Below are 24,539 nucleotides of genomic sequence, written 5' to 3'. Positions count from 1 at the left end.
GTCACTCCACCAATATCTCGGCGAGCAGGGTATTTAGAACCATACGGCCGTCTTGCGTTGCAAAAAGGCGATCGCCGGAATGGGAGATCATGCCAATGTCTTGCAGATGGGCGATGTGTTCAGGATTTAAAGGGCGGCCGGAAAGTTTTTCCCATCGCGCTAGATCAATGCCATCAGACAGGCGTAGGCCCATCATCATCATTTCATCCGCTTGGTCGGGCAGGGTGATGGCGCGACGGATGTTTTCAGCAGAACCGGTTTCGACGGCTTCCAGCCATTTGGTTGGATTACGCGAGCACTCGGTTGCATAGCGTTGGCCGTTCAAAGTGACGCGTCCATGAGCGCCAGGGCCGATGCCGACGTAATCTCCGTAGCGCCAGTAGATCAGATTGTGCCGACTTTCTGATCCGGGCTTGGCGTAGTTGGAGACCTCGTAGCCCTCGAGACCTGCTTCAGCACAGATGTCGCCGGTCACCTGGTACATATCGGCTGCAAGGTCATCTTCGGGAAGCCCTCGCAGTTTACCTTTAGCGTATCGGTCGCCAAAGGCGGTGCCGGTCTCGATCGTCAGTTGGTAAAGCGACAGGTGGTCAATCGCCATTGAGAGCGCTTCGCGGAGTTCGGCTTTCCAAGCATCCAAGGTTTGGTCTTGGCGGGCGTAGATCAGATCGAAGCTGACGCGGCCGAAAGTGGTGCGCGCAATCTCGAAAGCGGCTTTGGCTTCGTCGACAGAATGGATGCGACCGAGGCGCTGGAGGTCTCGGTCGTTTAAGGCCTGCACGCCCATTGAAACGCGGCTGACCCCGCCTTGGCGGTAGGCGGCAAAACGGCCAGCATCGACGGATCCGGGGTTGGCTTCTAGGGTGACTTCTAGATCGTTGGCAGATGGCCAGAGCGTTTGGACTTTTGAGAGGATCTCTGCGACCACATCTGGGTCCATCAAAGACGGTGTACCACCGCCAAAAAAGATCGAGTTAAGAACGCGGCCGGAGGTTTCGGAACCGACGCGATCCAATTCGGCTAAGTACCCATTAAGCCATTGTTTTTGATCTATTTTTCTGGAAACATGCGAGTTGAAATCGCAATAGGGGCACTTGGCCTGACAAAAGGGCCAATGGATATAAAGCCCAAAGCCCCCATTTTGCCAGTCTTCACCCAAAACAGCCTGCCACAAAGGCTTGCAGCGCGCGGCCGCGGTGGCTGATTTTGTTTTTCTCGGCTTTGTCCATTTCGGCGCAGGTTGTATTCAGACCTTCAGGAATGAACATTGGGTCATAGCCAAAGCCGCCTTCGCCGCGGATCGGCCAAGTCAACGACCCCGGCATCACGCCTTCGAAGACTTCGTCGTGTCCATCAGGCCAAGCGAGAACCAAGGTGCAGCGAAACTGCGCTGTACGTGGGGCATCTGGACCGACGGCTGTGATTTCATCGTTGGCACGCGTCATGGCCATCATGAAATCGCGGCCATTTCCGGTTTCTGCCCAATCCGCGGTGTAAACGCCGGGCGCACCATTCAGCGCATCAATAGTGATACCGCTGTCATCGGCGAGCGCGGGAAGGCCGGTGGCTTTCGCAGCCGCATGCGCTTTGATGCGCGCGTTGCCGACGAAAGTGTCTTCGGTTTCTTCGGGTTCGGGAAGATCCATGTCGCCCGCGCCGACAACTGTAACACCATGCGGTGCCAAGATCTCTGTGATCTCTTTCAGTTTACCTGCGTTGTGTGTGGCGACCAACAAGCAGTCGCCCTCAAACTTGCGGGTCATGCAGTGGCTTCCAGCTGTTTCGCTGCCAGTTCCTCGACGCCTTTTTCCGCAAGGTCCATCAGTTGGTTCATCTGATCGCGAGAGAAGACAGAACCCTCTGCGCTCATCTGTACTTCGATCAGGTTTTTATTGCCGAGCATGATGAAGTTGCCATCAACACCGGCTTCGCTGTCTTCTGGGTAATCCAGATCAAGCACTGGCTGGCCTGCGTAGATGCCGCAAGAAATCGCCGCAACAGGCGAGATCAGCGGATCGGTTGTGATCTCGCCTGATTTCAACAGCTTGTTTACTGCCAGACGTAGGGCAACCCAGCCGCCTGTAATGGATGCGCAACGTGTGCCACCGTCTGCTTGAATAACATCGCAGTCGATGGTGATTTGACGTTCGCCTAGGGCAACACGGTCTACACCTGCGCGTAGGGAGCGGCCGATGAGGCGTTGAATTTCTACAGTGCGACCACCTTGCTTGCCTGCTGCCGCTTCGCGGCGCATGCGAGATGTGGTGGAACGCGGCAACATTCCGTATTCAGCCGTCACCCAACCCAGGCCAGAGCCTTTGATGAAAGGCGGAACACGTGCTTCCAAAGTGGCCGTGCACAACACATGGGTGTCACCCATTTTGATCATGCAGGAGCCTTCTGCGTGTTTCGTGACATTTGTCTCGATAGAGACAGAGCGCATTTCGTTCAGCTGACGGCCAGATGGACGCATAGGACATTCCTTTGATCGGGGTAACGTGTTGGGCCATGAGATACAGGGCGACGCGGGTCAGACGCAAGCCCGATTGACCTTTCTGCTTGAGGCTCGTTAAGGGACGTCTAAAGTGGATACCTAGATGAGTGATAGCAAAGACATCCTTGGTGAAATGAATGACCGCAGTCGCGAGGTTTTCCGGCGCGTGGTTGAAGGCTATCTAGCGACGGGTGATCCTGTGGGGTCGCGTACGTTGACCCGAGACTTTTCTGAAAAGGTCAGCGCTGCGACCATTCGCAATGTGATGCAGGACCTGGAGTTTCTGGGGCTGCTGGATTCGCCTCATGTCAGTGCGGGGCGTATTCCATCACAGCAGGGCTTGCGCATGTTTGTTGATGGCTTGCTGGAAGTGCGCGATCTGGACCGCGGAGATCAACAGAAAATTGATGATACGCTTGGGGCTAACGGCGGCGATGTTGGCACTATGCTGGACCGTGTCGGTGCAGCCTTATCCGGGGTGACGCATGGGGCGTCGCTGGTATTGGCGCCCAAGCATGAAGCACCCATCAAACATATTGAATTTGTGAGCCTGGCCCATGATCGGGCTTTGGTGGTTTTGGTTATGGCAGATGGTCATGTGGAAAACCGTCTTTTCACACCGCCGCCCGGGCAGACACCCAGCAGCATGCGCGAAGCTGCAAATTTTTTGAATGCGTTGATCGAAGGGCGGACTTTGTCCGAGCTGCAAACTGTGATTCGGGAAGAGATCAACAAACGCCGTCAAGAAATTGATAAACTGTCGCGTGCACTGATCGATTCAGGTCTAGCGGCATGGGCCGACGATGGTACCGCGGATGAGCGACTCATCGTGCGGGGGCGGTCCAATTTGCTGGGCGATGCGCAGGGCGAAGAAGAGCTAGAGCTGATCCGAACGCTGTTTGACGACCTAGAACGCAAGCGTGATATCGCTGAATTTCTCGAATTGGCCGATCAAGGCGACGGTGTGCGCATTTTTATTGGGTCTGAGAACAAACTTTTTTCACTTTCGGGTTCCTCTTTGGTGGTCTCTCCATATATGAACTCTGATCGTAAGATTGTGGGTGCTGTTGGGGTTATCGGACCCAAGCGCCTGAACTATGGACGCATCGTGCCGATTGTAGATTATACGGCGCAGCTGGTTGGAAAGCTGATCTCCGACCGGACCTAGAGGTAGATTATGGCAGAGCCAAGAGAAGACGATTTTCTAGACGACGTGGATGACCTGGAAGCAGAGCTGCAGGATCTGGATGAGCTGGAAGATGAAGCCATTGAGCTGGATGAACTAAAAGCAGAACGCGACGAGTATAAAGATCGCTGGATGCGCGCGATGGCGGACGCGGAAAATTCCCGTAAGCGTGCGGATAAAGCGCGTCGTGATGCAGAGATGTATGGCGGTTCCAAGCTGGCGCGTGACATGCTGCCGGTCTACGACAACATGAAACGCGCGATGGAATCGATCACTGAAGAACAGAAGGCGGCAGCGCCAGCTGTGATCGAAGGCATCGAGCTGACCATGCGCGAATTGCTGAACGTGTTTAAAAAGCACGGTCTTGAAATCATCGTGCCTGAGGTCGGCGATAAGTTTGACCCGAACCATCACGAAGCAATGTTCGAAGCACCTGTGCCGGGCACCAAAGCTGGCGAGATCATTCAGGTCTCTGCTGAAGGCTTTATGCTTTATGACCGCTTGCTGCGCCCTGCAAAGGTCGGCGTCAGCTCTATGGCTGGCTAAACCTCTACAGTTTTTAAAAAATCTGCTACAAAGCCCCCGAGACTTCGGGGGCTTTTTCTTTGCGACATCTGATTGTTGGCTTTCTTTTCTTCATCACCGCGTCCTTCGCGAATGCGCAGAGCTATCCGGATTACACCGAAGTCTATGTGAACGACTTTGCTTATCTGCTGTCTGTTGAAGAAGAAGATGCCCTTCGCGACAAGCTGAAAGAGCTGAAAACCGAAACCGATATTGAGTTCACAGTCGTGATCATTGATCAGATGAGCACCTATGGGCATGACGGACCCATCGAGCCCTTTGCCACAGGTTTGTTCAATTATTGGGGCATCGGAAACTCTGCGCGAAATGATGGGGTGATGTTGCTGGTATCACGTCTGGATCGTGTGCTGCGGATCGAGGTGGGCGCTGGCTACGGTGATACTAAGAATGACGCTATGGCTGCGATCATTGATGACAAAATCGTACCGCTCTTTCGAGATGATGAATATGAAAAGGGCATCAACCGCGGTGTTGATGCCATCATTCGCGAAGTGGGCGGGGCCTGGCCTGGCGAATTCAACGCCAACTTCTTTGAAAAACTGCGCAACCGGCTGTCGTTTGGTCTCAATGCCATTGGGGATTGGATTGCAGTATTCTATGCCTTTGCGGCGGGGCTGTTGTTTCGTTTGTATCGACGCTGGAAGCGCAACAAGCCTCGTATTTGTCCGATTGATGGGACAAAAATGCATCGCGTCGCAGAGCTCGAAGACGACAAGTATTTAAAAGATGGGCAAAAGCTCGAGGAGCGGTTGCAGAGCGTCGATTATGACGTCTGGCTATGCGATCAATGTGATCATCGCACGATTGAAAGCTACAAGTCCTGGTTTTCAAATTATGGCGCCTGCCGAACCTGCAACTACCGAACGCTTGAAGGGGAATCTACGATCCTTGAAAGCGCGACAACATCTAGTACAGGCCTTAAGCGCATCGATTATCACTGCAAACACTGTGATGACCGTTACCATACCCATGTGACCATTCCGAAAAAGTCCAAAAGTTCTTCGTCATCTTCTGGCGGATTTGGTGGTGGGTCTTCGTCTGGTGGTGGGGCAAGCGGAAGTTGGTAAGGTTAGCTTTCTGGCTTCGCCAAGCCTTTCAATTCATACAATAAATCAAGCGCTTCACGCGGTGTAAGCTCATCAGGGATAATTGTATTTAGCCGTTCATCGACAAGTGAAGGCCCGGCATTTTGTTGCGGTGTCGGTTTTGGTGCAACTGCAAAAAGCGGCAGATCGTCGATGATAGCTTTTTGAGCACCGCCCTCGCGTTCATTCTTTTCCAACATATCTAGTACATCGCGTGCGCGGTTGATGACGGAGGCCGGAAGGCCCGCCAATTGGGCCACCTGCACACCATAACTGCGATCTGCAGCACCGCGTTTGACTTCGTGTAGAAAGATCACCTCACCATCAAATTCCTTGACGGTCACGGTGGCGTTTTCAACGCCTTTTAGCTTGCCGGAAAGCGCCGTCATTTCGTGATAGTGGGTCGCAAACAATGCGCGGCATTGGTTTACTTCGTGCAAGTACTCCAGGGTTGCCCATGCGATCGACAGGCCGTCATAAGTCGCGGTGCCGCGCCCGATTTCGTCTAGGATGACAAGTGCGCGGTCATCTGATTGGTTTAGAATGGCCGCGGTTTCCACCATCTCAACCATAAAAGTTGATCGACCACGGGCGAGGTCGTCAGAAGCACCGACGCGCGAGAAGAGTTGGCTGACAATCCCAATCTTGGCGCTGTCCGCTGGTATATAGCTGCCCATTTGCGCGAGCAGAGCGATCAAAGCGTTTTGGCGCAGGAAGGTCGACTTACCGGCCATGTTTGGACCAGTGAGCAACCAAATGCTCGCATCGTCCCCACCGGATAGATCACAGTCATTGGCCACGAAAGGCGCGCCTGATTGCTTGCGGAGCGCGGCTTCGACGACAGGATGGCGGCCTGCGACAATATCAAAATCACGGCTGTCATTAACCTGTGGCAGGTTCCAATTTTCAGCCGTGGCCAGATCGGCCATTGCGGCTTGTAAATCCAACTCAGCAAGCGCGCGCGACGTACTAGAGACTTGACCTGAAGCCGCCAAAATTGCTTCCCTTAGGCTGGAATAGAGACGCTTTTCGATCTCAAGCGCATTGCTGCCTGCGTTCAGGATTTTAGTTTCGAGTTCAGACAGCTCTACCGTCGTAAACCGCACTTGGTTGGCTGTGGTTTGGCGGTGAATGAAGGTTTCAGACAGCGGCGCAGACATCATCGTATCTGCGTGTTTGGCCGTGGTTTCGATGAAATAACCAAGGACGTTGTTGTGCTTGATCTTCAGCGCCTGAATACCGGTAAGCTCGCTGTATTGCGCCTGAAGCCCGGCGATCACACCGCGCCCTTCGTCGCGTAGACGACGCGACTCATCCAATTCATCATCGTACCCCGGAGCGATAAACCCACCATCACGGGCGAGTAGAGGTGGTTCAGCGATCAGCGCTTGATCCAGCAGATCCAAAAGCGCGTCATGACCCTGCAGATTGTTCATCGCTTCGGTGAGCAGGATGGGAAGGTCTAGTGCACCCAGCAAGCCGCAAATGTCGATGGCCTGCGCGAGGCCATTGCGGATCGCCGCCAAGTCCCGCGGGCCACCGCGATCCAAGGATAGGCGCGAAAGGGCGCGATCTAGATCCGGCACTTTGCGCAGCATGTCTCTGAGATCACGTGCCGAGTGGGCGTTTTCCACGTTGAAGGTCACAGCATTTTGGCGCGCATGGATGGTTTCAAGTGATAGGGAAGGTGACGACAAGCGACGCTCTAACAGACGCGCGCCGGCTGATGTGACTGTGCGGTCGATTGTGGCCAAGAGCGTGCCCGATTTGCCGCCTGATAAGGAATGTGTGAGTTCCAGATTCCGCCGTGTTGATGCATCGATTTGCATGGTGCCACCGGTCAGTTCTTTGACGGGTGGACGCAACAGCGGCAGCTTTCCCTTTTGGGTGATTTCTAAGTAATCGACGATGGCCCCAAGCGCGCCAGTTTCTGCGCGGGTAAAGCTGCCAAAAGCATCCAAATCTTGAGTGCCAAAGAGGCTTGCAACGCGTTTGCCAGCGGCGGTGCTGTCAAAAGAGCCACGGGATACGGATGTGGTTGAAACCCCCATATCAGAGACTGTTTCAGCCAAATCTGCTTCTGAACCCTCAGCGATCAGTAATTCAGATGGTGCGAGCCGCGCGAGTTCTGCACCTAGGCGAACTTGAGGAAGCGTCATCACATGCAGCGCACCGGTGGAGATATCAGCCCAAGCCAATGCGGCCTCATCTCGGACCTGCGCAAAGGCGGCCAGAAAGTTGTGGCGACGGGCATCTAGCAGACTGTCCTCGGTCAGTGTACCGGGTGTGACAAGCCGCACAACTTCACGGCGCACGACTGCTTTATATCCGCGTTTTTTGGCTTCGGCCGGGCTTTCCATTTGTTCGCAAACTGCCACGCGAAACCCTTTTCGGATCAGCGTCAGAAAATAGCCCTCAGCCGCGTGATGTGGCACGCCACACATGGGGATTTCATTGCCATCATGTTTGCCGCGTTTGGTCAGCGCGATGTCCAACGCCTCAGCCGCCGCAACCGCGTCGTCAAAGAACATTTCATAGAAATCACCCATTCGATAGAACAGCAGCGCATCTGCGTGCGCCTCTTTGATTTCCAGATACTGCGCCATCATCGGCGTTACAGCAGGTTTGGCTGCACTCACGGCCCGTTCCCCCAAACGTTGTTCCAGTTGGTGTAGCAAAGGAAACAAGGGAGGCGAAAGGTGAAAACGTATCGAGTTTGGGCGCTAACATGTTGAGGCCCCCGCGCGGCTTGTCTAAGAGCAAGAGACCGCAGGAGGAATGACCGGCATGACCAAGACCAAAGTGACGCGTGAAGAGGCGCTGGCCTTTCACCTAGAGCCAAGCCCAGGCAAGTTTGAAATCAAGGCAACTGTGCCGATGACAACGCAGCGCGATCTGTCGCTGGCCTATTCTCCGGGTGTGGCTGTGCCTTGTGAGGAAATCGCTGCAGATCCGTCCACGGCCTATGATTATACCAACAAGGGCAACCTTGTTGCGGTGATTTCAAACGGGACCGCGGTTCTGGGTCTTGGGAACCTTGGCGCGCTGGGCTCTAAGCCTGTGATGGAAGGCAAGGCGGTTCTGTTCAAGCGTTTTGCCGACGTGAACTCGATCGATATCGAATTGGATACCGAAGATCCGGATGCGTTCTGTCAGGCCGTTAAGTTGATGGGGCCGACCTTTGGCGGCATCAATCTGGAAGACATCAAAGCACCAGAGTGTTTCATCATCGAGCAGCGTCTGAAAGAAGAGATGGACATTCCAGTCTTCCATGATGACCAACACGGTACTGCGGTGATTTGTGCTGCCGGTCTGATCAACGCGCTGCGTTTGTCGGGAAAGAAAATCGAAGACGTTAAGATCGTTCTGAACGGTGCGGGTGCTGCGGGCATCGCTTGTATCGAGCTATTGAAATCCATGGGTGCAAAACACGACAACTGCGTTGTCTGTGACACCAAAGGCGTCATCTATCAGGGACGCACCGAAGGTATGAACCAGTGGAAGTCAGCGCATGCGATCAAAACAGAGCTGCGTACTTTGGATGATGCCATGAAGGGTGCCGATGTGTTCCTTGGTGTTTCCGCACGTGGCGCCGTGACGCCAGAGATGGTGGAATCCATGGGGTCGGATCCTTTGATCTTTGCAATGGCAAACCCTGATCCAGAAATCACACCGGAAGAAGCGCAGGCCGTGCGCCCTGACGCGATTGTTGGCACAGGTCGCTCTGACTATGCAAACCAGGTGAACAATGTTCTGGCTTTCCCATACCTGTTCCGTGGTGCGCTGGATATTCATGCGCGGGCCATCAATGACGAGATGAAAATTGCATGTGCTGAAGCGCTGGCGGAACTGGCGCGGGAAGATGTGCCAGACGAAGTTGCGATGGCTTATGGCCGCAAGCTGTCTTTCGGTCGTGACTATATCATTCCAACGCCGTTTGACCCCCGTCTGATTTATCGCATTCCATCTGCCGTAGCAAAAGCGGGCATGGAAACCGGGGTCTCTCGTCGTCCAATCGTGGATATGGACGGCTACGAAGCAAGCCTGAAATCCCGCATGGACCCGACTGCAAACATGCTGCGCAATATGAATGCGCGCGCTCGGAATGCGCAGGCGCGCATGATCTTTGCAGAAGGCGATGACCCACGTGTCTTGCGCGCCGCCGTGACCTATCAGCGCTCTGGCCTTGGTAAGGCCTTGGTTGTGGGCCGTGAATCGGATGTGGCTGAAAAGCTTGAGGCGGCTGGTCTGGGTGATGCAGTTGCAGAGCTTGAAATTGTGAACGCCGCAAATTCTATGCATTTCCGTTCCTACAAAGATTTCTTGTACAAACGACTACAGCGCAAAGGCTATGACCGCCACGATGTACACCGCCTCGCAGCGCGGGATCGTCACGTCTTCGCCGCCCTCATGTTGGCGCATGGCCACGGCGACGGTTTGGTCACAGGTGCAACTCGTAAATCTGCCCATGTGATGGAGCTGATCAATCACGTGTTTGATGCGGATGCTGAGGCAGGCGCAGTCGGTGTCACCGCGATCCTGCACAATGGTCGCGTCATCCTGATATCAGATACGCTGGTGCATGAGTGGCCTGACGAAACCGATCTGGCGAATATCGCTGAACGCTGTGCCGAAGTGGCCCGTAATATGGGATTGGAGCCACGCGTGGCCTTCGTTAGCTTTTCAACCTTTGGCTACCCTGTATCGGAGCGCGCTGAGAAAATGCATCTCGCGCCAAACGTCTTGGATACGCGCAGTGTTGACTTTGAATACGAAGGCGAGATGACCGTAGATGTTGCGCTGAATACCGCGGCACAAGAGGCTTACCCGTTCCAGCGTCTATCTGGGCCTGCAAACGTTCTGGTGGTACCGGCGCGCCACTCGGCAAGTATTTCTACCAAATTGATGCAGGAAATGGCTGGCGCGACAGTGATTGGCCCAATCTTGGCTGGTGTAGATAAGTCGATCCAGATTTGTTCAACCACATCCACAGCCAATGACATCGTGAATATGGCGATCTTGGCGGCTTGTAAGGTTGGTTGATGCTTCTTTAGGAGACTATTTTCGGAGAATGGCTGCAACTCAATTGCCAGATTAGGCGTTTTGAAATTGGGTTTACTTATGCGAAATGCAGTCGAATAAATTCGGTTAATATTACGCTATTTTCATGAGCTGTATCAGCGATTGTTATACCAATTAGCGCTTGAACTCACCCTGAGACCCATCCAACAATGGTCTCAGGGATACATTTTGTGTGAGTAATTTATGTCGATTTATAACCTCGGCTCCATTAATGCCGACCTGTTTTATCATGTGCCGCACTTGCCCGGACCGGGCGAGACATTGGCGGCGAAGAGTTTAACCAAAGGTCTGGGTGGCAAAGGCGCGAATATGTCTGTCGCCGCATCGCGCGGTGCCGCGCTGGTGTCGCATATTGGTGCGGTTGGCGCTGATGGCGCTTGGGCCAAACAACGGCTTTTGGAATATGGGGTCGACACACGGCATATTGCGATCCTGCCAGACATCGCGACAGGCCATGCAGTAATCAATGTTGAAGAGGGTGGCGAGAATGCAATCGTGCTTTTTGCGGGTGCCAATCATGAGATCACAGAAAGTGCTGTTGGTCAGGCATTAAGCGAAAGCGCTCGCGGTGATACGCTTTTGATTCAAAATGAATCCAATCAGCAAGCCTATGCCGCGAAAATGGGTCATGAGCTAGGCATGTATGTCGCTTATGCTGCTGCACCGTTTGATGCTGAGGCTGTTCAGGCCGTGATGCCTTATCTGGATTTTCTGATCTTGAATGAAATCGAGGCCGCGCAGCTGACCGAAGCCACTGGGATCGAGATCGAAGATCTGCCCGTGGCGGATGTGGTGGTGACCCTCGGCGAGAAAGGCTGCCGTTGGACCAATTCCGTCAAACGCGTCGCTAAAGATTTCCCTGCACATTCTGTGAATGTGGTGGATACCACAGGCGCTGGCGATACATTCACCGGGTATCTGCTGGCTGGATTGGATCGCGGTATGCCGATGGAACAAGCCATAGGGTTGGCTATGAAAGCAGGGGCTCTGATGGTGACGCGCGAGGGCACAGCGGATGTGATTCCGGACCTCAAAGAGGTCCAGAGCGCACGGTTTTAAGCCTTACTTGCTGGCAAATGGTGCGTCCTTGCCCCAGAGCTGTTTGACCCGCTGATCGCGGCCACAGGCATCTCGATAGGCTTTGTAGGCTTCGGACTGCTTTTTGGGTCCAAAGCGTGTCAGCACAAGCTTTTTGCCTTTGTAGTAATCCTGATGGTATTTTTCCGCCTTGTAGAATTCGCCTGCTGCAAGGATTGGGGTCACAACCTTTCGACCCAAGTCTTGTTGTGCAGATGATTTTGCGGAATCTGCAGCCGCTTTCTGAGCGTCGTTCTTATAGAAAACCGCCGTGCGATAGCTGTCGCCACGATCACAGAACTGACCACCTGCGTCGGTTGGATCAACCGAGCGGAAGAACATGTGTAGCAGCTGATCGCGAGAGACCTTCTTGTTGTCAAAGGTGATCTCAACCGCTTCGTAATGGCCTGTGCCACCCTTGCTGATCTTTTTGTATTCTGCTGTCTCAGCAGCGCCGCCAATATAGCCCGACACTGCCCCTTTGACGCCGTTTACGCTTTCGAAATCACTTTCGACGCACCAGAAACAGCCGCCGGCGACGATCAGTTTTTCGGTGCCCGCCTGAGCCTGAGTGCATTGCAACATTGCACCGACGGTGATCAGCCCGCCCAGCAAAAGTGTTTTTAGATTGATCATGCGATCCATGGGGTGTCCTCCAATCAGGTTGATCGCAGGTTGCACAGCGCTAGGGGCCGCCTCAAGTCACGGGCGCGTGACATAACGCGCACGTGAACAGTTGCGACGGTGAAGAGGGGCTTTGCCCCCGAGCGCAGAATGCGCTCTCCTCCGGGGTATTTGGGCTAAAAAGAAAAGCCCACTGTCGCGAAACAGCGGGCTTTTAACCTAGAGTTTTAACGAATTATTTGTCAGATACGCGTTTATTACGTGCTGCTAGAAGTTTCAGGCGCAGAGCGTTCAGCTGAATGAAGCCCGCCGCATCTGTTTGGTCGTATGCACCTGCGTCCTCTTCAAAGGTCACGTGTGCTTCGGAATAGAGGCTGTGATCTGACCAGCGCGCAACAGTGCGTGCAGACCCTTTGTAGAGTTTCACGCGAACAGTGCCGGTGACGTGCTCTTGGCTCTTGTCGATCAGGGCCTGCAGCATTTCACGCTCTGGAGAATACCAGAAGCCGTTGTAAATCAGCTCTGCGTAACGCGGCATGATCGAATCTTTCAGGTGGCCTGCGCCACTGTCCAGAGTGATCTGTTCGATGCCACGGTGCGCTTCCAGAAGGATTTCGCCGCCTGGTGTTTCATACATGCCGCGGGACTTCATGCCGACAAAACGGTTCTCAACAAAGTCCAAACGACCGATGCCGTGGATGCGGCCATATTCGTTCAGCTTGGTCAGGATTGTGGCCGGGCTTAGGGCCTCGCCATTGATGCTGACCGCGTCGCCCTTTTCAAAGCCGATTTCTATGAACTCAGGTGTGTCTGGCGCATTTTCTGGGCTGTCGGTGCGCTGATAAACGTAATCTGGCGCTTCTTCAGCCGGATCCTCAAGAACCTTGCCCTCTGATGAGGTGTGCAGCAGGTTTGCATCCACAGAGAATGGCGCTTCGCCGCGTTTGTCTTTGGCGATTGGAATTTGGTTTGCTTCTGCGAATTCCAGCAGTTTGGTGCGGCTGGACAGATCCCATTCACGCCAAGGGGCGATTACGGTGATATCTGGGTTCAAAGCATAGGCTGCCAGTTCGAAACGCACCTGGTCGTTGCCTTTACCGGTTGCACCGTGAGAGACGGCATCGGCGCCGGTCTGAGCCGCAATCTCGACAAGACGTTTGGAGATCAGCGGACGCGCGATAGACGTGCCAAGCAAGTAAAGACCTTCGTAAACCGCGTTTGCACGGAACATTGGGAAGACGAAATCGCGCACAAATTCTTCGCGTACATCTTCGATAAAGATGTTCTCTGGCTTGATGCCCAGCAGCTCGGCCTTTTTGCGGGCTGGTTCCAGTTCTTCACCCTGACCAAGGTCAGCGGTAAAGGTGACGACTTCGCAACCATATTCGGTTTGCAGCCATTTCAGGATGATCGAGGTATCAAGGCCACCGGAGTAGGCCAGAACAACTTTCTTAGGCGCAGACATTTCATTTTCCTTCAAACGGGCATCGTGCGGGATAACGTTGCGCCGATAGCGCTTTTTCAGCAAAGGGGCAAGCGTTGTGACCTATCGGGCTTGTCAAAGCGGACGAAAAACACGACGTGTTGGCGGAATTTAACTAATGAAATTTCGTTTTGATGGGCTCGCTTCTGAACAATAAACGGCGTTGCCCCAGTTTTGGATATGATTTTTGGTAAAGGATTTAGTTTGCTTGCTACCCATGCCGAGGCTAGAGCATTAACCACGCTTTTCGGCTACTTCGTCGAAAACCGCGACCTCTGATCCGGTATTCATTGGTATTCTTTGCTGCGAAGCCTTGCCCTCTGGTGAGGCATCCGGCACCAAGAGCGACATGACTGATTTCCGTACCCAAGCCCGAGCTGCCGAAGCGGCGATGCGCGACGTCTTTGAGGCGACGCCATTGCAACGCAATGCCCATCTGTCGCAACGGTTTGGGGCTGAGATTTATCTCAAGCGCGAAGATTTGACGCCGGTACGTAGTTACAAGCTGCGTGGCGCGTTTAATGCAATGCGCAAAGTTCTAGCGAACGATCCTAGCCGCGATTTGTTTGTGTGTGCCTCTGCTGGAAATCACGCGCAGGGCGTCGCCTATATGTGCAAACACTTTGGGGTGACGGGCGTTATCTTCATGCCTGTCACCACCCCGCAGCAGAAGATCTTTAAAACCAAAGTGTTTGGGGAAGGCGCAATCGAAATTCGCCTTGTTGGTGACTACTTCGACGATACTTTGGCTGCGGCACAGGCCTTTTGTGACGAGGCCAAGGGGATGTTCCTCTCTCCGTTTGACGATGAAGACGTCATCGAAGGGCAGGCCTCTGTGGCGGCGGAAATCATGTCGCAACTTGGCAAAGCACCTGATCGCGTTATTCTACCAGTAGGCGGCGGCGGCCTTGCGGCAGGCGTCACAAGCTTTTTTGGACAAAATACACATTTCACTTTGGTTGAACCTGCTGGAGGCACCAGCCTTGCGGCGGCACTTGAGGCGGGTGCGCCTGTGACGTTGCCGCAAGTTGATGGCTTTGTTGATGGTGCTGCCGTAGCGCGGATTGGCCAAAGGACATTTGCGCGACTGGCCAAGACCGATTTGAGAGACATTGTGGCGGCATCTGAGGATCGCATCTGCGCAACGATGCTTGAGATGCTGAACGTTGAAGGCATTGTGCTTGAACCTGCCGGTGCCTTGGCGGTTGATGCTTTGGTCGATGTTGCGGATCACATTAAAGGGAAAACCGTCGTGTGTGTCACGTCTGGCGGGAACTTTGATTTTGAACGTTTGCCCGAAGTCAAAGAACGGGCGCAGCGTTATTCAGGTGTTAAGAAATACTTCATTTTGCGTCTTCCACAGCGCCCCGGAGCCCTGAAGGAATTCTTGAATCTTCTGGGCCCTGAAGATGATATTGCGCGCTTTGAGTATCTTAAGAAATCAGCTCGCAATTTTGGGTCTGTTTTGATTGGGATTGAAACCAAGAAGCCTGAAAATTTCGCCGCGTATTTTGAACGCCTAGAGGCTGCCGGGATGACCTACACAGATATCACCAACGATGAAATGCTGGCGCAGTTCCTGATTTGATATCGATTAGACTTGGCGCTGGGCGAGGCCTGCGATGAAAGCGTGTTTGGACTGTTCGAACACCGCCACAATTTGTTGCAGATCTGCCTGCTGTCCTGCGACCAATTGATGTTGCGCGATTTGGCAAGATTTAGAAAACTCAGCAAACCCCAAATTCGCAGCGCTGCCTTTGAGAAAATGCAGGTCATTGGCCACAGCACCTTCGCGGTTTAAGCGCTTAAACAGCCCCTCAACTTCGACAAAAAACAAATCAACGATTTCAGCAAACTCGTTTGATCCGACATCCTTCTTCAGTTGATCAATATGTGTCCAGTCAAGCATCTTGCCTCCGGATTTCAGTGTGAAGGCAATGTTTTAAGAAACCGTGAGTCTGCCTTTTAATGTCGTAAAGGCGATTTTCATGCGCTCTTAAGTATCTTTGTTGCAGATTGGTCTGGCAAAGAATGGGAATCACACGTGCTGACTGCCGAGCAAGCCATAGATCAAAAAGTACCTGAGATGGGTGTTTTGAGGCGTGTTTTGTTGGTAGACGCCAGTCGATTGCAGCGTCGGATATTATCGGCGTCTTTGAAGCGGGAAGGCTTTGAGGTGCTGGAAGCAGAAAGCGCGGATGACGCGCTGCTGACTTGCCAACAGAACATGCCAGATCTTGTTCTGTCGGATTGGATCTTGCCCGATTTGGGTGGATTAGAATTTTGTAACCGCTTTCGCGATCTACCATCAGATCACTACTGCTATTTTGTTGTACTAACGGCCAAGTCGGAAAAGGATGACGTGGTGAAATCGTTAAAACATGGGGCGGATGATTTCCTTCTGAAGCCCGTGGATGCCCATGAGTTGCACGCGCGTCTATCAGCGGCAGAGCGGATTTTACGAATGCAGCGGGAAATTTCAGAAAAACATCGGATCATCAATGACACCTTGTCTGAGCTGCGGCGCGTTCATGATTTGGTTGATAAGGACCTGCAGGCGGCGAAACGATTTCAAAAATCCTTGGTTCGCGATCGGATCGTCGAGTTTCCAAATGGGCAGCTGTCTTTGATGATGGAATCCAGCGGTCATGTCGGCGGTGATTTGGTGGGGCACTATAAGATCGATGGCTCGCGCTTTGGTTTGTTTGCCATTGATGTGAGCGGCCACGGGATTAGTTCTGCTTTGATGACAGCGCGCTTAGCGGGCTATTTGTCGTCGACAGCTCGGGATCAAAACATTGCGCTGATCCCAACTGATGATGGGGGCTATGACGCCTTACCGCCGCATCAGGTCATTGAACAGCTCAACGGTTTGTTCCTCGATGAAATCGAAACTGAGCACTATTTCACCATGATTTTGGCAGAAGTTGATCTGCGGTCGGGTAAGGTACGCATGTCGCAGGCTGGGCATCCTCATCCATTGGTGCAGCGCGCGGGCGGTAAGATTGAAACGCTCGGGGGCGGAGGGCTTCCGGTGGGGCTCATTCCAGGTGCAGATTATTCCGAATTTGAAGTGGTATTGTCTCCTGGAGATCGGCTGCTGATCCTATCGGATGGATGTATCGAATGCCCGGACCCATCAGGGAATATGTTGGATGATGAAGGGCTCGAGGCGATCATCAAAGATCTAGAACAGGAATGCGGGGGAGATTTCCTGGAGGGTCTGTTGTGGCGGCTTCAGGAATTTGCCGGTGAGCAAGCAATTCCCGATGACGTGTCGGGCATCTTATTTGAATTTCAGTTCTTCAAAGCCGCGCAAGATCAATAAAGGATCGATCTCCCCAATTGGCTAGAACCTTCTTGGCCTCTTCTCGATGGATCCAGAGCGCTTCGTGATCAGGTTCTGACGGCGGTCCAAGCTGTCGGGTGGGACGCGCAACATAGATGGTGCAAAGCTTTTCGGCATATTTGTCGTAGTCGGGCATATACGCAAACCGCCGGAAGGCGCCCAACCGACGTGGAGAGGCAATATGCCAGCCAGTTTCCTCAAAGACTTCGCGATGCAAGGCAGCAATGGGAGATTCGCCCGGATCGATGCCGCCTCCGGGCAATTGAATTTCAGATGCCGGTAGCCCTGCGGATGCATTTTGACGTGTGACCAGCATTTGATCGCCCAGCAATAGTATCGCATAGGCGCCGGGGCGGGGTTTATAGACACGTCCAACCTCTGGTGGGGTTCCAAACCGCCTGATCATACGCTACCAGCCCTTTTCGTTCGTCTTGCCGCACCTATATAGCTGCGGTATGCCAAGATCAGGCCTGTAAGGAAACCCCATGACCCTCGGAACTAAAATCGCCTGGGACGACACGGTTCTGCCGTTTCAGCTGGATAAATCAGACATTCGCGGCCGCGTGGCGCGGCTGGATAACGTGCTGCACGGTATCCTGAAACAGCACGACTATCCCGAAGTGGTTGAAGCGCTGGTGGCTGAGGTTGCCATGCTGACTGCCCTGATTGGCCAAACCATCAGCCTGCGCTGGAAGCTGTCTTTGCAAGTGCAGACAAATGGCCCAGTGCGCATGATCGCCACGGATTACTATGCGCCGCAAAAGGAAGGCGAGCCTGCCCGAATCCGTGCCTACGCCGGATTCGACGCGGATCGTCTGACCGATGCCGCTCCGTTTGATCAATTGGGTGATGGGTATTTTGCTGTGTTGATCGACCAGGGCGAAGGCACCAAGCCGTATCAGGGCATCGCACCGTTGACGGGTGGATCGCTGAGTGCGAGCGCTGAAGGGTATTTTGCTCAGTCTGAGCAGCTGCCAACACGGTTTGCATTGCGGTTTGGCAAATCGTCAGAGCCGGGTGTGGGCGAACATTGGCGCGCTGGCGGAGTGATGCTGCAACATATGCCGAAGGCCTCTCCGCATGTGAGTGGCGAAGGTGGGTCAGGTGAAAATGGCCAACTAGCGGCAAATGATCTGTTGGAAGATGACGAAGAAGAGAATTGGAACCGTGCGAATATCCTACTGGATACGGTCGAAGAATTTGAGCTGATTGGCCCAACTGTACAGCCAACAACCTTGCTGACCCGGTTGTTCCACGAGGAAGCTCCTCGGGTTTATGACGCGCAGCAAGTCAAGTTTGGCTGTACCTGTTCTGAGGATCGCGTGCGTCAATCGTTGTCGATCTATTCTGCGAAAGACATCGAGAAAATGACCAATGAGGTAGGTCGCGTCACCGCCGATTGTCAGTTCTGTGGGTCACATTACGATATGGATCCAAAGTCTGTTGGGTTCCAAGCGGAGAAACCTGCCGAATGAATTCCGCGATGACGCCACTTTTGACCGCGCTAAGCCGCGAAGGTGTGGCGTCATCGGATTTTGATCTAAACCCCGACGTGGTGCTGCCCGAAGGGCGTAAATTGCGACCTGCAGGCGTCTTGATCCCTGTTGAGGTGATCGATGGGATCGCTCATGTGATCCTGACTAAACGAAGCTCACACTTGAAACATCACCCGGGGCAGATCGCTTTTCCGGGTGGCAAGCAAGATGAAGGTGACGCCGATGTCGTGGCCGCCGCGCTACGCGAGGCGAACGAAGAGATCGGCCTTGCGCCAGACAATGTGCGCGTTTTGGGGACATTGCCCCGGCATGAAACGGTGACAAGCTTCACTGTGACGCCAGTGATTGGCGAAGTTCTGGCTCCATTTGAATTCCGACCCGAGCCGGGTGAAGTTGACGAGGTTTTCCGCGTCCCTTTAAGTCATGTCACCAACCCCGCAAATTTTCTAATCGAAGGTCGGCGCTGGCGCGGTCAACGGCGGCAGTATCACACTGTGCCGTTTGGCCCCTATTACATTTGGGGCGCGACTGCGCGCATGTTGTTTGGATTGGCGCAGCAGGTGGCGACATGAAGGTGACCGGAGTATGGCTGACACGGGTGGAAACTCAAACCGTGTGTGCAATGCTCACCGACGCAGGGCATCAGGCCTTTTTAGTTGGTGGATGCGTGCGAAACGCGCTTTTGGGCGCGCCGGTTTCAGATATTGATATTTCGACCGACGCGCGACCAGATCGGGTCATCGAATTGGCATACGCCGCCGGCCTTAAGCCTGTGCCAACAGGCAAGGACCATGGCACAATCACGGTGATCGCGGGTGGTATTGCGCATGAAATTACGACCTATCGCAAAGATGTTGAAACTGATGGTCGCCGCGCCGTTGTTGCCTTTTCAGACACTCTAGAAGACGACGCCCATCGTCGTGATTTTACGATGAATGCGCTCTATGCGCATGCTGATGGATCGGTTGTGGACCCTTTGGGCGGTTTGGCGGATCTAAAAGCGCGCCGATTTGTATTTATCGATGACGCTGACATGCGCATCCGCGAGGATTACCTTCGTATACTGCGATTCTTTCGGTTTAACGCCTGGTATGGCGACCCGGATGTAGGGCTTGATCCTGATGCTTTGTCCGCCATCGCATCACATGCTGCAGGGATTGCCTCCCTGTCTAAAGAACGGGTCGGGGCGGAGATGATAAAGCTGCTTTCCGCTCCAGATCCAGCGCCCGCGGTCGCGGCCATGCGACACTGCAATGTCCTGTCCGAGGTCATATCTGGTGCCGATGACAAAGCGTTGGCTTTGCTTGTGCATTTTGAGCAAACCGCAGGTCTGCCCGCAGACCCTGTCCGTCGTTTGGCAGTGTTGGGTGGTCAAAATGCTGAGGCCGCGCTGCGGCTTTCTAAAAAGAGCGCGGCACTTTTGATGATCCTGCGTGAGCTGATGGGTAGCATGATGAGCCCGGCGGAAATGGCCTATCGGCATGATGCTGATATCGCGCGCTCGGTGATGATCTTGCGCTCTGCTATTTTTGAGCAGCCCGTTCCCTCAGATTTCGAGTCGGAAATCATTTTAGGGGCGAACGCTGAATTTCCTATTCAACCTGCAGATTTGATGCCTGAGTTTCAGGGTAAAGAATTGGGCGACCGTTTACGTGCGCTCAAAGAAAAATGGATTTCATCTGGATTTACCCTGGGTCGCGACCCACTTTTAAAAGACTAGTTATTTCCTCGGCGTCTATGCGTTAACCATCGGAGCCCGACATGCAGGAACACGCTGTTTTTGAGCGTTTGGGCATTGCCCGATTGATCAGGCGAATTGATCCTTTCCGCCGCGTGGATACGCCGCCGCCGCATCATCTGATGGGGTTTGTGCGCTGGGCGCTCAAGGGCAGTTTTGGTCTGTTGGCTTTGGGGATTGTTTTTTCGTCCATCGCCGGAACGGTGGATGCCATTGCGGCCTTCCTACTGGGTAACTTGATCGATTCCGTTCTGGCCAGTGACCCTGCAACCGTATTCATTGAAAACGCTTGGGTGTTTATTGGGTTTACCGCGTTTTTTATCGTATTCCGTCCGCTGTTGTTCACGACAAACCTGGCGGTTCAGAACTTAGTTTTGCAGCCCAATATTGCCCCGATGGTCAATGCTCGGCTTCATCGCTGGGCCATGGGGCAGTCGGTGTCTTTTTTCGACAATGACTTTGCCGGGCGCATTGCACAGAAACAGCTGCAGACGTCAGGCGCGATTTCCGATGCAGCGGTTGAGGTTGTGAACACCGTTGTCTTTGCGCTGATTTCAGTTGTCGCAGCTGCAGTGTTGATGGCCATGGTGGACTGGTGGATTGCACTTCCCTTGCTGGTCTGGAGCATCGCCTATGTGATGCTCCTTCGGTTTTTCATCCCACGGGTGCGCAAGAAGGCCAAGCTGCGTGCCAATGCGCGGTCTGCGATCAGTGGGCAGATGGTGGATACGATCACCAACATGCGCACGGTGCATCTTTTTGCGAACAACAAACATGAAGACTCGGCGGCCATTGGGGCCATGGCAGATTTCCGAGAAACGGCGATTAACTTTGGTTTTGTATCCGTCAGTTTCCGAGCTTGCCTGATGATTTTGGCGGGGTTCCTGCCGATCATGATCGTTTTGACCTCGGTTTACTTCTGGTCGTTGGGTAGAGCCACGCCGGGAGAGATCACATCCGTTGGTGCGCAGGCCATTCGGCTGGGACAGATGACCAACTGGGTGTCTTTTGCATTGATGGGGATCTATGCGCGGATTGGTGAAATCGAAGATGGAATGAACACGTTAACACCTGCGATGCGGATAGAAGATCGACCGGGCGCGGCTGAACTGACGGGTCCAGCATCAGTTGAATTCCAAGACGTGACCTTTGCTTATAGCGACTCTGCTGCAGGCATTCGCAATGTTTCAATTAAGGTGCCTCAAGGCGAAAAAATCGGGCTTGTTGGCGCTTCAGGTGCGGGTAAGTCGACCTTTGTGTCGTTGCTTTTGCGGCTCTATGAGGTGGATGCAGGTGCGGTTCTGGTCGGGGACCAGAATGTCCAATCCGTGACGCAAGAAAGCCTGCGCCGGCAAATCGGGATGGTGACGCAGGAAACGGCGATGTTTAACCGATCAGCAATGGAAAACATTCGCTATGGAAGACCGGATGCCAGCGAAGAAGAGGTCATCGCAGCTGCGCAACAGGCGCGCGCGCATGAATTCATCGTGGAAATGCAGGATTATAGCGGCCGCAAAGGCTACGAGGCCTTTTTAGGTGAACGGGGCGTTAAGCTTTCAGGTGGGCAAAGACAGCGCATTGCTTTGGCACGGGCCATTCTGAAAGATGCACCGATACTGATTTTGGATGAGGCAACCTCGGCCCTGGACAGCGAAGTCGAAGCCGAAATCCAAGAGGCGTTACATGAAGTTGTTGAAGGTAAAACAGTGATCGCCATTGCGCACCGCCTGTCCACAATTGCTGAAATGGACCGGATTGTTGTTATGGAGGAAGGTTGCATTGTCGAGCAGGGCTCGCATTTGGATTTATTGGCTCAGAACGGGCTTTATGCTGGGTTCTGGCAACGCCAATCGGGTGGGTTCATTGGGGCCGAGGCTGCGGAATAGACTTTTCTAACGGGCCTTCGCAGGCTATTGCCGCCTCATGACGGAATATCACATCAATCGTTTGGGGCATCAGGGCGACGGGATCGCAGATGGCCCCTTGTTCGCGCCTTTGACCCTTCCGGGAGAGGTTGTTACCGGAACCGTGGATGGCACCCAGTTGACAGATGTCCGTATTTTGACCCCGTCAGAACATCGCGTGAAAGCGCCTTGCCGGCATTTCAAATCCTGTGGTGGCTGTAATCTGCAGCATGTGTCAGACGGCTTTCTGGCAGATTGGAAGATTGATGTTGTGCGCCACGCCTTGTCCGCGCAGGGGGTGGTGACAGAGTTTAAACCGATCTCAATTTCGCCTGCCCAATCACGGCGTCGAGCGACGATTTCGGCACGCCGAACCAAAAAAGGGGCGATGGCCGGATTTCATCAGCGCGCCAGCGATGTGATTGTTGAAATTCCAGATTGCCAGGTGCTGCACCCCGATTTGAAACCTGCGTTGGAGGTGGCCAAGCAGTTGGCGGTCATCGGATCATCGCGCAAAGGTGCCTTGTCAGTAACAGCGACTTTGTCGGCTGAAGGGTTGGATATTGCGGTGTCTGGCGGCAAGCCGCTTGATGGTCCGTTTCAGGCGCAATTGGGGCAAGAAGCACAGCGATTGGGCTTGGCTCGATTGACGTGGGATGATGAGGTGATTGCCACCAGCTACCCGCCTTATCAGTCATTTGGTGCGGCCAAAGTCACGCCACCTCCGGGCGCGTTTTTGCAAGCCACAGAGCATGGCGAAGCCGCATTGCTTGCAGCGGTTCAGGACATTGTGGGCGATGCTAGCAAAGTGGTCGATTTATTTGCCGGATGCGGGACTTTCTCTTTGCCATTGGCGGCAAACGCCGAGGTGCACGCTGTTGAGGGTTTGAAGTCGATGATGAAAGCCTTAGATGCTGGGTGGCGAAAATCCACGGGCCTTAAGCGCGTCACCACTGAAACCCGTGATTTGTTCCGCAACCCCATTATGGCGCAGGATTTGCGGTTTGATGCGGCGGTTATTGATCCTCCACGGGCAGGTGCTGAGGCGCAATCCTTGGCCTTAGCAAAGTCCAAAGTCCCAACCGTCGCCTTCGTGTCTTGTAACCCTGTGACCTTTGCGCGAGATTCGGCAACGTTGATCCGTGGCGATTATACGCTGGAGTGGGTGCAGGTCGTCGATCAGTTCCGCTGGTCGCCGCACATCGAACTTGTCGGCAAATTTACGCGGATTTGATGCTCAATTTACTGTGAGGCGGATCTGAGTGCGGATTTGGGCCTGTGGTCACAGCTTGATCTGTGCTACGGATCGGGTGAGCAGTCATGAGATAAAAGATGCGTAAAATAGCACTATTGTTGGGGCTTTTATTGGCCCTCGCGGCATGTGGGTCGTCGAAATTCCAATCCTATCATGGTCCAGAGGTCACGCGGATCCTTGTCTATAAGGCCGAGCGCAAGATGTATCTGATGCATGGTACAAAGGCACTAAAGGCATACGACGTTGGGTTGGGATTTGCGCCACAAGGGCACAAAACCCGCGAAGGTGATGGGCGCACACCAGAAGGTGAATACAAGATTGACCGGCGCAACCCAAACAGCCAATTCCATTTGTCTTTGGGGATTTCTTACCCAAACAACAATGACCGTGCCTATGCCAAAAAGCTTGGGGTTAGCCCTGGCGGAGATATCTTCATCCACGGCCGCCCTAAGAGATATCGCAAGGCACCTGATGATTGGACAGCGGGCTGTATTGCCGTCACCAATCGCGAGATGCAGGAAATCTATGCGATGGTGAAAAACGGAACGCCGATCTCAGTCTATAAATAGATTTTACTGGGGAATTGCTGCAGCGGCGACATCTAGAAAGGACTCTGCTGGGGCAGGCGCTAAGCTAGCGGGTGCGCCCATCACCAAAGTCCACCAGATTTTCCCATTACCTTCTTGATGCCAGGAAAAGCCCATGTGCTTTGCATTTGGATCAAGAATGACGGCGCGTGGGCCTGGGTCTTCCATCCAGGCACCGAGGGTTTGCAGCTCGGTTTCATAGGTTTCCGAAATGGCTTCGCCGGTCAAAGTACCGGTATATCCAACACGTGCTACGCGATCGATTGGTGAGGAGCCGTCAGATCCGAAATGCCACGGGCGGTTTTGGATCGACATATCACGCGAATGGGTTGCGGCGGCGGCCACCAGTTTGGAATCCAACTCGACCGCACCGAGACCAGAGGCGGATCGTAGGGCATTCACCGAATCAACCATGCGGAACTGAATCTTGGATGTGTCTTTATCTTTGATGCGATAGAGGCGCGGCAGTGGTTTTCCATCTGCACCCAATTGGTCTGGAACCGATGTGGTACAGGCCGAAACTACTAGCAAAACTGCCATCAAGGCTGAAATCAGACGCATTTTTAAACCCTTCCACCTGGGAAATCATTTGGG

22 protein-coding genes are annotated in these 24,539 nt (G+C 53.7%); 13 read left to right on the top strand and 9 right to left on the bottom strand.

What is annotated here, in order from left to right; all coding sequences use genetic code 11:
• Window position 1: 1 nt before the first annotated feature.
• Genes hemW through rph form a run of 3 tightly spaced genes read right to left on the bottom strand, consistent with a single transcriptional unit; the run spans window position 2 to window position 2,473 of the window.
• Complete coding sequence (gene hemW / locus JXQ85_RS01570) at window positions 2–1,159, bottom strand: radical SAM family heme chaperone HemW (protein WP_421747094.1); 1,158 nt, start codon at window positions 1,157–1,159, stop codon at window positions 2–4.
• Window positions 1,152–1,763, bottom strand: a complete 612-nt coding sequence (gene rdgB, locus JXQ85_RS01565) for an RdgB/HAM1 family non-canonical purine NTP pyrophosphatase (RefSeq protein WP_421747093.1) — start codon at window positions 1,761–1,763, stop codon at window positions 1,152–1,154. Before rdgB ends, hemW begins: the two co-directional genes overlap by 8 nt.
• Entirely contained in the window at window positions 1,760–2,473 is a 714-nt protein-coding gene (gene rph, locus JXQ85_RS01560; protein ID WP_421747092.1) for a ribonuclease PH, read from the bottom strand. Before rph ends, rdgB begins: the two co-directional genes overlap by 4 nt.
• A gap of 124 nt (window positions 2,474–2,597) precedes the next feature.
• On the opposite strand from rph, the gene hrcA reads away from it, so the two are divergent.
• From hrcA to JXQ85_RS01545, 3 genes are read left to right on the top strand one after another with little or no spacing between them, the layout of a single operon-like run.
• Window positions 2,598–3,662: a heat-inducible transcriptional repressor HrcA gene (gene hrcA / locus JXQ85_RS01555; protein ID WP_421747091.1), complete on the top strand. Its 1,065-nt coding sequence runs from the start codon at window positions 2,598–2,600 to the stop codon at window positions 3,660–3,662.
• A gap of 9 nt (window positions 3,663–3,671) precedes the next feature.
• Window positions 3,672–4,226, top strand: coding sequence for a nucleotide exchange factor GrpE (locus tag JXQ85_RS01550; RefSeq protein WP_421747090.1), 555 nt, complete (start codon window positions 3,672–3,674; stop codon window positions 4,224–4,226).
• A 59-nt stretch (window positions 4,227–4,285) separates the two neighbouring features.
• Window positions 4,286–5,332, top strand: coding sequence for a TPM domain-containing protein (locus tag JXQ85_RS01545; protein WP_421747089.1), 1,047 nt, complete (start codon window positions 4,286–4,288; stop codon window positions 5,330–5,332).
• 2 nt (window positions 5,333–5,334) lie between these two features.
• Here the strand turns inward: JXQ85_RS01545 and mutS are convergent, their stop codons facing one another.
• Window positions 5,335–7,959, bottom strand: coding sequence for a DNA mismatch repair protein MutS (gene mutS, locus JXQ85_RS01540; RefSeq protein WP_421747460.1), 2,625 nt, complete (start codon window positions 7,957–7,959; stop codon window positions 5,335–5,337).
• 178 nt (window positions 7,960–8,137) lie between these two features.
• On the opposite strand from mutS, the gene JXQ85_RS01535 reads away from it, so the two are divergent.
• The gene (locus JXQ85_RS01535) at window positions 8,138–10,393 is read left to right on the top strand and encodes an NADP-dependent malic enzyme (protein ID WP_421747088.1); all 2,256 of its coding nucleotides are present in this window, start codon (window positions 8,138–8,140) and stop codon (window positions 10,391–10,393) included.
• Window positions 10,394–10,615: 222 nt separating this feature from the next.
• The gene (locus JXQ85_RS01530) at window positions 10,616–11,491 is read left to right on the top strand and encodes a ribokinase (RefSeq protein WP_421747087.1); all 876 of its coding nucleotides are present in this window, start codon (window positions 10,616–10,618) and stop codon (window positions 11,489–11,491) included.
• A gap of 3 nt (window positions 11,492–11,494) precedes the next feature.
• On the opposite strand, the gene msrA is transcribed toward JXQ85_RS01530, so the two are convergent.
• Together msrA and JXQ85_RS01520 are read right to left on the bottom strand one after the other, a co-directional pair.
• Window positions 11,495–12,154, bottom strand: coding sequence for a peptide-methionine (S)-S-oxide reductase MsrA (gene msrA, locus JXQ85_RS01525; RefSeq protein ID WP_421747086.1), 660 nt, complete (start codon window positions 12,152–12,154; stop codon window positions 11,495–11,497).
• A 214-nt stretch (window positions 12,155–12,368) separates the two neighbouring features.
• Window positions 12,369–13,598 (bottom strand): argininosuccinate synthase, encoded by a 1,230-nt coding sequence (locus tag JXQ85_RS01520; protein WP_421747085.1) that lies wholly within the window; start codon window positions 13,596–13,598, stop codon window positions 12,369–12,371.
• A 367-nt stretch (window positions 13,599–13,965) separates the two neighbouring features.
• On the opposite strand from JXQ85_RS01520, the gene ilvA reads away from it, so the two are divergent.
• Window positions 13,966–15,204: a threonine ammonia-lyase IlvA gene (gene ilvA, locus JXQ85_RS01515; protein ID WP_421747084.1), complete on the top strand. Its 1,239-nt coding sequence runs from the start codon at window positions 13,966–13,968 to the stop codon at window positions 15,202–15,204.
• Window positions 15,205–15,210: 6 nt separating this feature from the next.
• Here ilvA and JXQ85_RS01510 read toward each other — a convergent pair whose 3' ends face one another.
• Window positions 15,211–15,525 (bottom strand): Hpt domain-containing protein, encoded by a 315-nt coding sequence (locus tag JXQ85_RS01510; RefSeq protein WP_421747083.1) that lies wholly within the window; start codon window positions 15,523–15,525, stop codon window positions 15,211–15,213.
• 135 nt (window positions 15,526–15,660) lie between these two features.
• On the opposite strand from JXQ85_RS01510, the gene JXQ85_RS01505 reads away from it, so the two are divergent.
• Window positions 15,661–16,944 carry a PP2C family protein-serine/threonine phosphatase gene (locus JXQ85_RS01505; RefSeq protein ID WP_421747082.1) on the top strand — a complete coding sequence of 428 codons (1,284 nt, stop codon included), beginning with the start codon at window positions 15,661–15,663 and terminating at the stop codon, window positions 16,942–16,944.
• Here the strand turns inward: JXQ85_RS01505 and JXQ85_RS01500 are convergent.
• On the bottom strand, window positions 16,922–17,371 hold the full coding sequence (locus JXQ85_RS01500) for an NUDIX hydrolase (RefSeq protein ID WP_421747081.1): 450 nt from the start codon (window positions 17,369–17,371) through the stop codon (window positions 16,922–16,924). The two genes, JXQ85_RS01505 and JXQ85_RS01500, sit on opposite strands and share 23 nt — an antisense overlap.
• A gap of 79 nt (window positions 17,372–17,450) precedes the next feature.
• On the opposite strand from JXQ85_RS01500, the gene JXQ85_RS01495 reads away from it, so the two are divergent.
• From JXQ85_RS01495 to JXQ85_RS01470, 6 genes are all read left to right on the top strand, one after another.
• Window positions 17,451–18,440, top strand: coding sequence for an Hsp33 family molecular chaperone HslO (locus JXQ85_RS01495; protein WP_421747080.1), 990 nt, complete (start codon window positions 17,451–17,453; stop codon window positions 18,438–18,440).
• Window positions 18,441–18,448: 8 nt separating this feature from the next.
• Window positions 18,449–19,033, top strand: coding sequence for a CoA pyrophosphatase (locus JXQ85_RS01490; RefSeq protein ID WP_421747079.1), 585 nt, complete (start codon window positions 18,449–18,451; stop codon window positions 19,031–19,033).
• Window positions 19,030–20,181: a CCA tRNA nucleotidyltransferase gene (locus tag JXQ85_RS01485; RefSeq protein WP_421747078.1), complete on the top strand. Its 1,152-nt coding sequence runs from the start codon at window positions 19,030–19,032 to the stop codon at window positions 20,179–20,181. Before JXQ85_RS01490 ends, JXQ85_RS01485 begins: the two co-directional genes overlap by 4 nt.
• A gap of 41 nt (window positions 20,182–20,222) precedes the next feature.
• Complete coding sequence (locus tag JXQ85_RS01480) at window positions 20,223–22,085, top strand: ABC transporter ATP-binding protein (RefSeq protein WP_421747077.1); 1,863 nt, start codon at window positions 20,223–20,225, stop codon at window positions 22,083–22,085.
• 37 nt (window positions 22,086–22,122) lie between these two features.
• A complete protein-coding gene (locus JXQ85_RS01475) occupies window positions 22,123–23,337 on the top strand; it encodes a class I SAM-dependent RNA methyltransferase (RefSeq protein WP_421747076.1) in 1,215 nt (404 codons plus the stop codon).
• Between the two features lie 98 nt (window positions 23,338–23,435).
• The gene (locus tag JXQ85_RS01470; protein WP_421747075.1) at window positions 23,436–23,927 is read left to right on the top strand and encodes a L,D-transpeptidase family protein; all 492 of its coding nucleotides are present in this window, start codon (window positions 23,436–23,438) and stop codon (window positions 23,925–23,927) included.
• A 3-nt stretch (window positions 23,928–23,930) separates the two neighbouring features.
• Here JXQ85_RS01470 and JXQ85_RS01465 read toward each other — a convergent pair whose 3' ends face one another.
• On the bottom strand, window positions 23,931–24,506 hold the full coding sequence (locus JXQ85_RS01465; protein ID WP_421747074.1) for a CAP domain-containing protein: 576 nt from the start codon (window positions 24,504–24,506) through the stop codon (window positions 23,931–23,933).
• Window positions 24,507–24,539 lie beyond the last annotated feature (33 nt).

Origin of the sequence: Cognatishimia sp. (genome assembly GCF_049116455.1) — a bacterium.
Taxonomy (GTDB): domain Bacteria; phylum Pseudomonadota; class Alphaproteobacteria; order Rhodobacterales; family Rhodobacteraceae; genus Cognatishimia.
The sequence above is the reverse complement of the archived record's forward strand: the minus strand, read 5'-3'. Positions and strand labels throughout refer to the sequence as shown.

Bases quoted from the DNA above. Each gene is read 5' to 3' on its own strand.
- rdgB (WP_421747093.1), bottom strand. From the start codon at position 1,763: ATGACCCGCAAGTTTGAGGGCGACTGCTTGTTGGTCGCCACACACAAC.
- rph (WP_421747092.1), bottom strand. From the start codon at position 2,473: ATGCGTCCATCTGGCCGTCAGCTGAACGAAATGCGCTCTGTCTCTATC.
- hrcA (WP_421747091.1), top strand. From the start codon at position 2,598: ATGAGTGATAGCAAAGACATCCTTGGTGAAATGAATGACCGCAGTCGC.
- JXQ85_RS01550 (WP_421747090.1), top strand. From the start codon at position 3,672: ATGGCAGAGCCAAGAGAAGACGATTTTCTAGACGACGTGGATGACCTG.
- mutS (WP_421747460.1), bottom strand. From the start codon at position 7,959: ATGATGGCGCAGTATCTGGAAATCAAAGAGGCGCACGCAGATGCGCTG.
- JXQ85_RS01535 (WP_421747088.1), top strand. From the start codon at position 8,138: ATGACCAAGACCAAAGTGACGCGTGAAGAGGCGCTGGCCTTTCACCTA.
- JXQ85_RS01530 (WP_421747087.1), top strand. From the start codon at position 10,616: ATGTCGATTTATAACCTCGGCTCCATTAATGCCGACCTGTTTTATCAT.
- msrA (WP_421747086.1), bottom strand. From the start codon at position 12,154: ATGGATCGCATGATCAATCTAAAAACACTTTTGCTGGGCGGGCTGATC.
- JXQ85_RS01520 (WP_421747085.1), bottom strand. From the start codon at position 13,598: ATGTCTGCGCCTAAGAAAGTTGTTCTGGCCTACTCCGGTGGCCTTGAT.
- ilvA (WP_421747084.1), top strand. From the start codon at position 13,966: ATGACTGATTTCCGTACCCAAGCCCGAGCTGCCGAAGCGGCGATGCGC.
- JXQ85_RS01510 (WP_421747083.1), bottom strand. From the start codon at position 15,525: ATGCTTGACTGGACACATATTGATCAACTGAAGAAGGATGTCGGATCA.
- JXQ85_RS01500 (WP_421747081.1), bottom strand. From the start codon at position 17,371: ATGATCAGGCGGTTTGGAACCCCACCAGAGGTTGGACGTGTCTATAAA.
- JXQ85_RS01495 (WP_421747080.1), top strand. From the start codon at position 17,451: ATGACCCTCGGAACTAAAATCGCCTGGGACGACACGGTTCTGCCGTTT.
- JXQ85_RS01490 (WP_421747079.1), top strand. From the start codon at position 18,449: ATGACGCCACTTTTGACCGCGCTAAGCCGCGAAGGTGTGGCGTCATCG.
- JXQ85_RS01485 (WP_421747078.1), top strand. From the start codon at position 19,030: ATGAAGGTGACCGGAGTATGGCTGACACGGGTGGAAACTCAAACCGTG.
- JXQ85_RS01480 (WP_421747077.1), top strand. From the start codon at position 20,223: ATGCAGGAACACGCTGTTTTTGAGCGTTTGGGCATTGCCCGATTGATC.
- JXQ85_RS01475 (WP_421747076.1), top strand. From the start codon at position 22,123: ATGACGGAATATCACATCAATCGTTTGGGGCATCAGGGCGACGGGATC.
- JXQ85_RS01470 (WP_421747075.1), top strand. From the start codon at position 23,436: ATGCGTAAAATAGCACTATTGTTGGGGCTTTTATTGGCCCTCGCGGCA.
- JXQ85_RS01465 (WP_421747074.1), bottom strand. From the start codon at position 24,506: ATGCGTCTGATTTCAGCCTTGATGGCAGTTTTGCTAGTAGTTTCGGCC.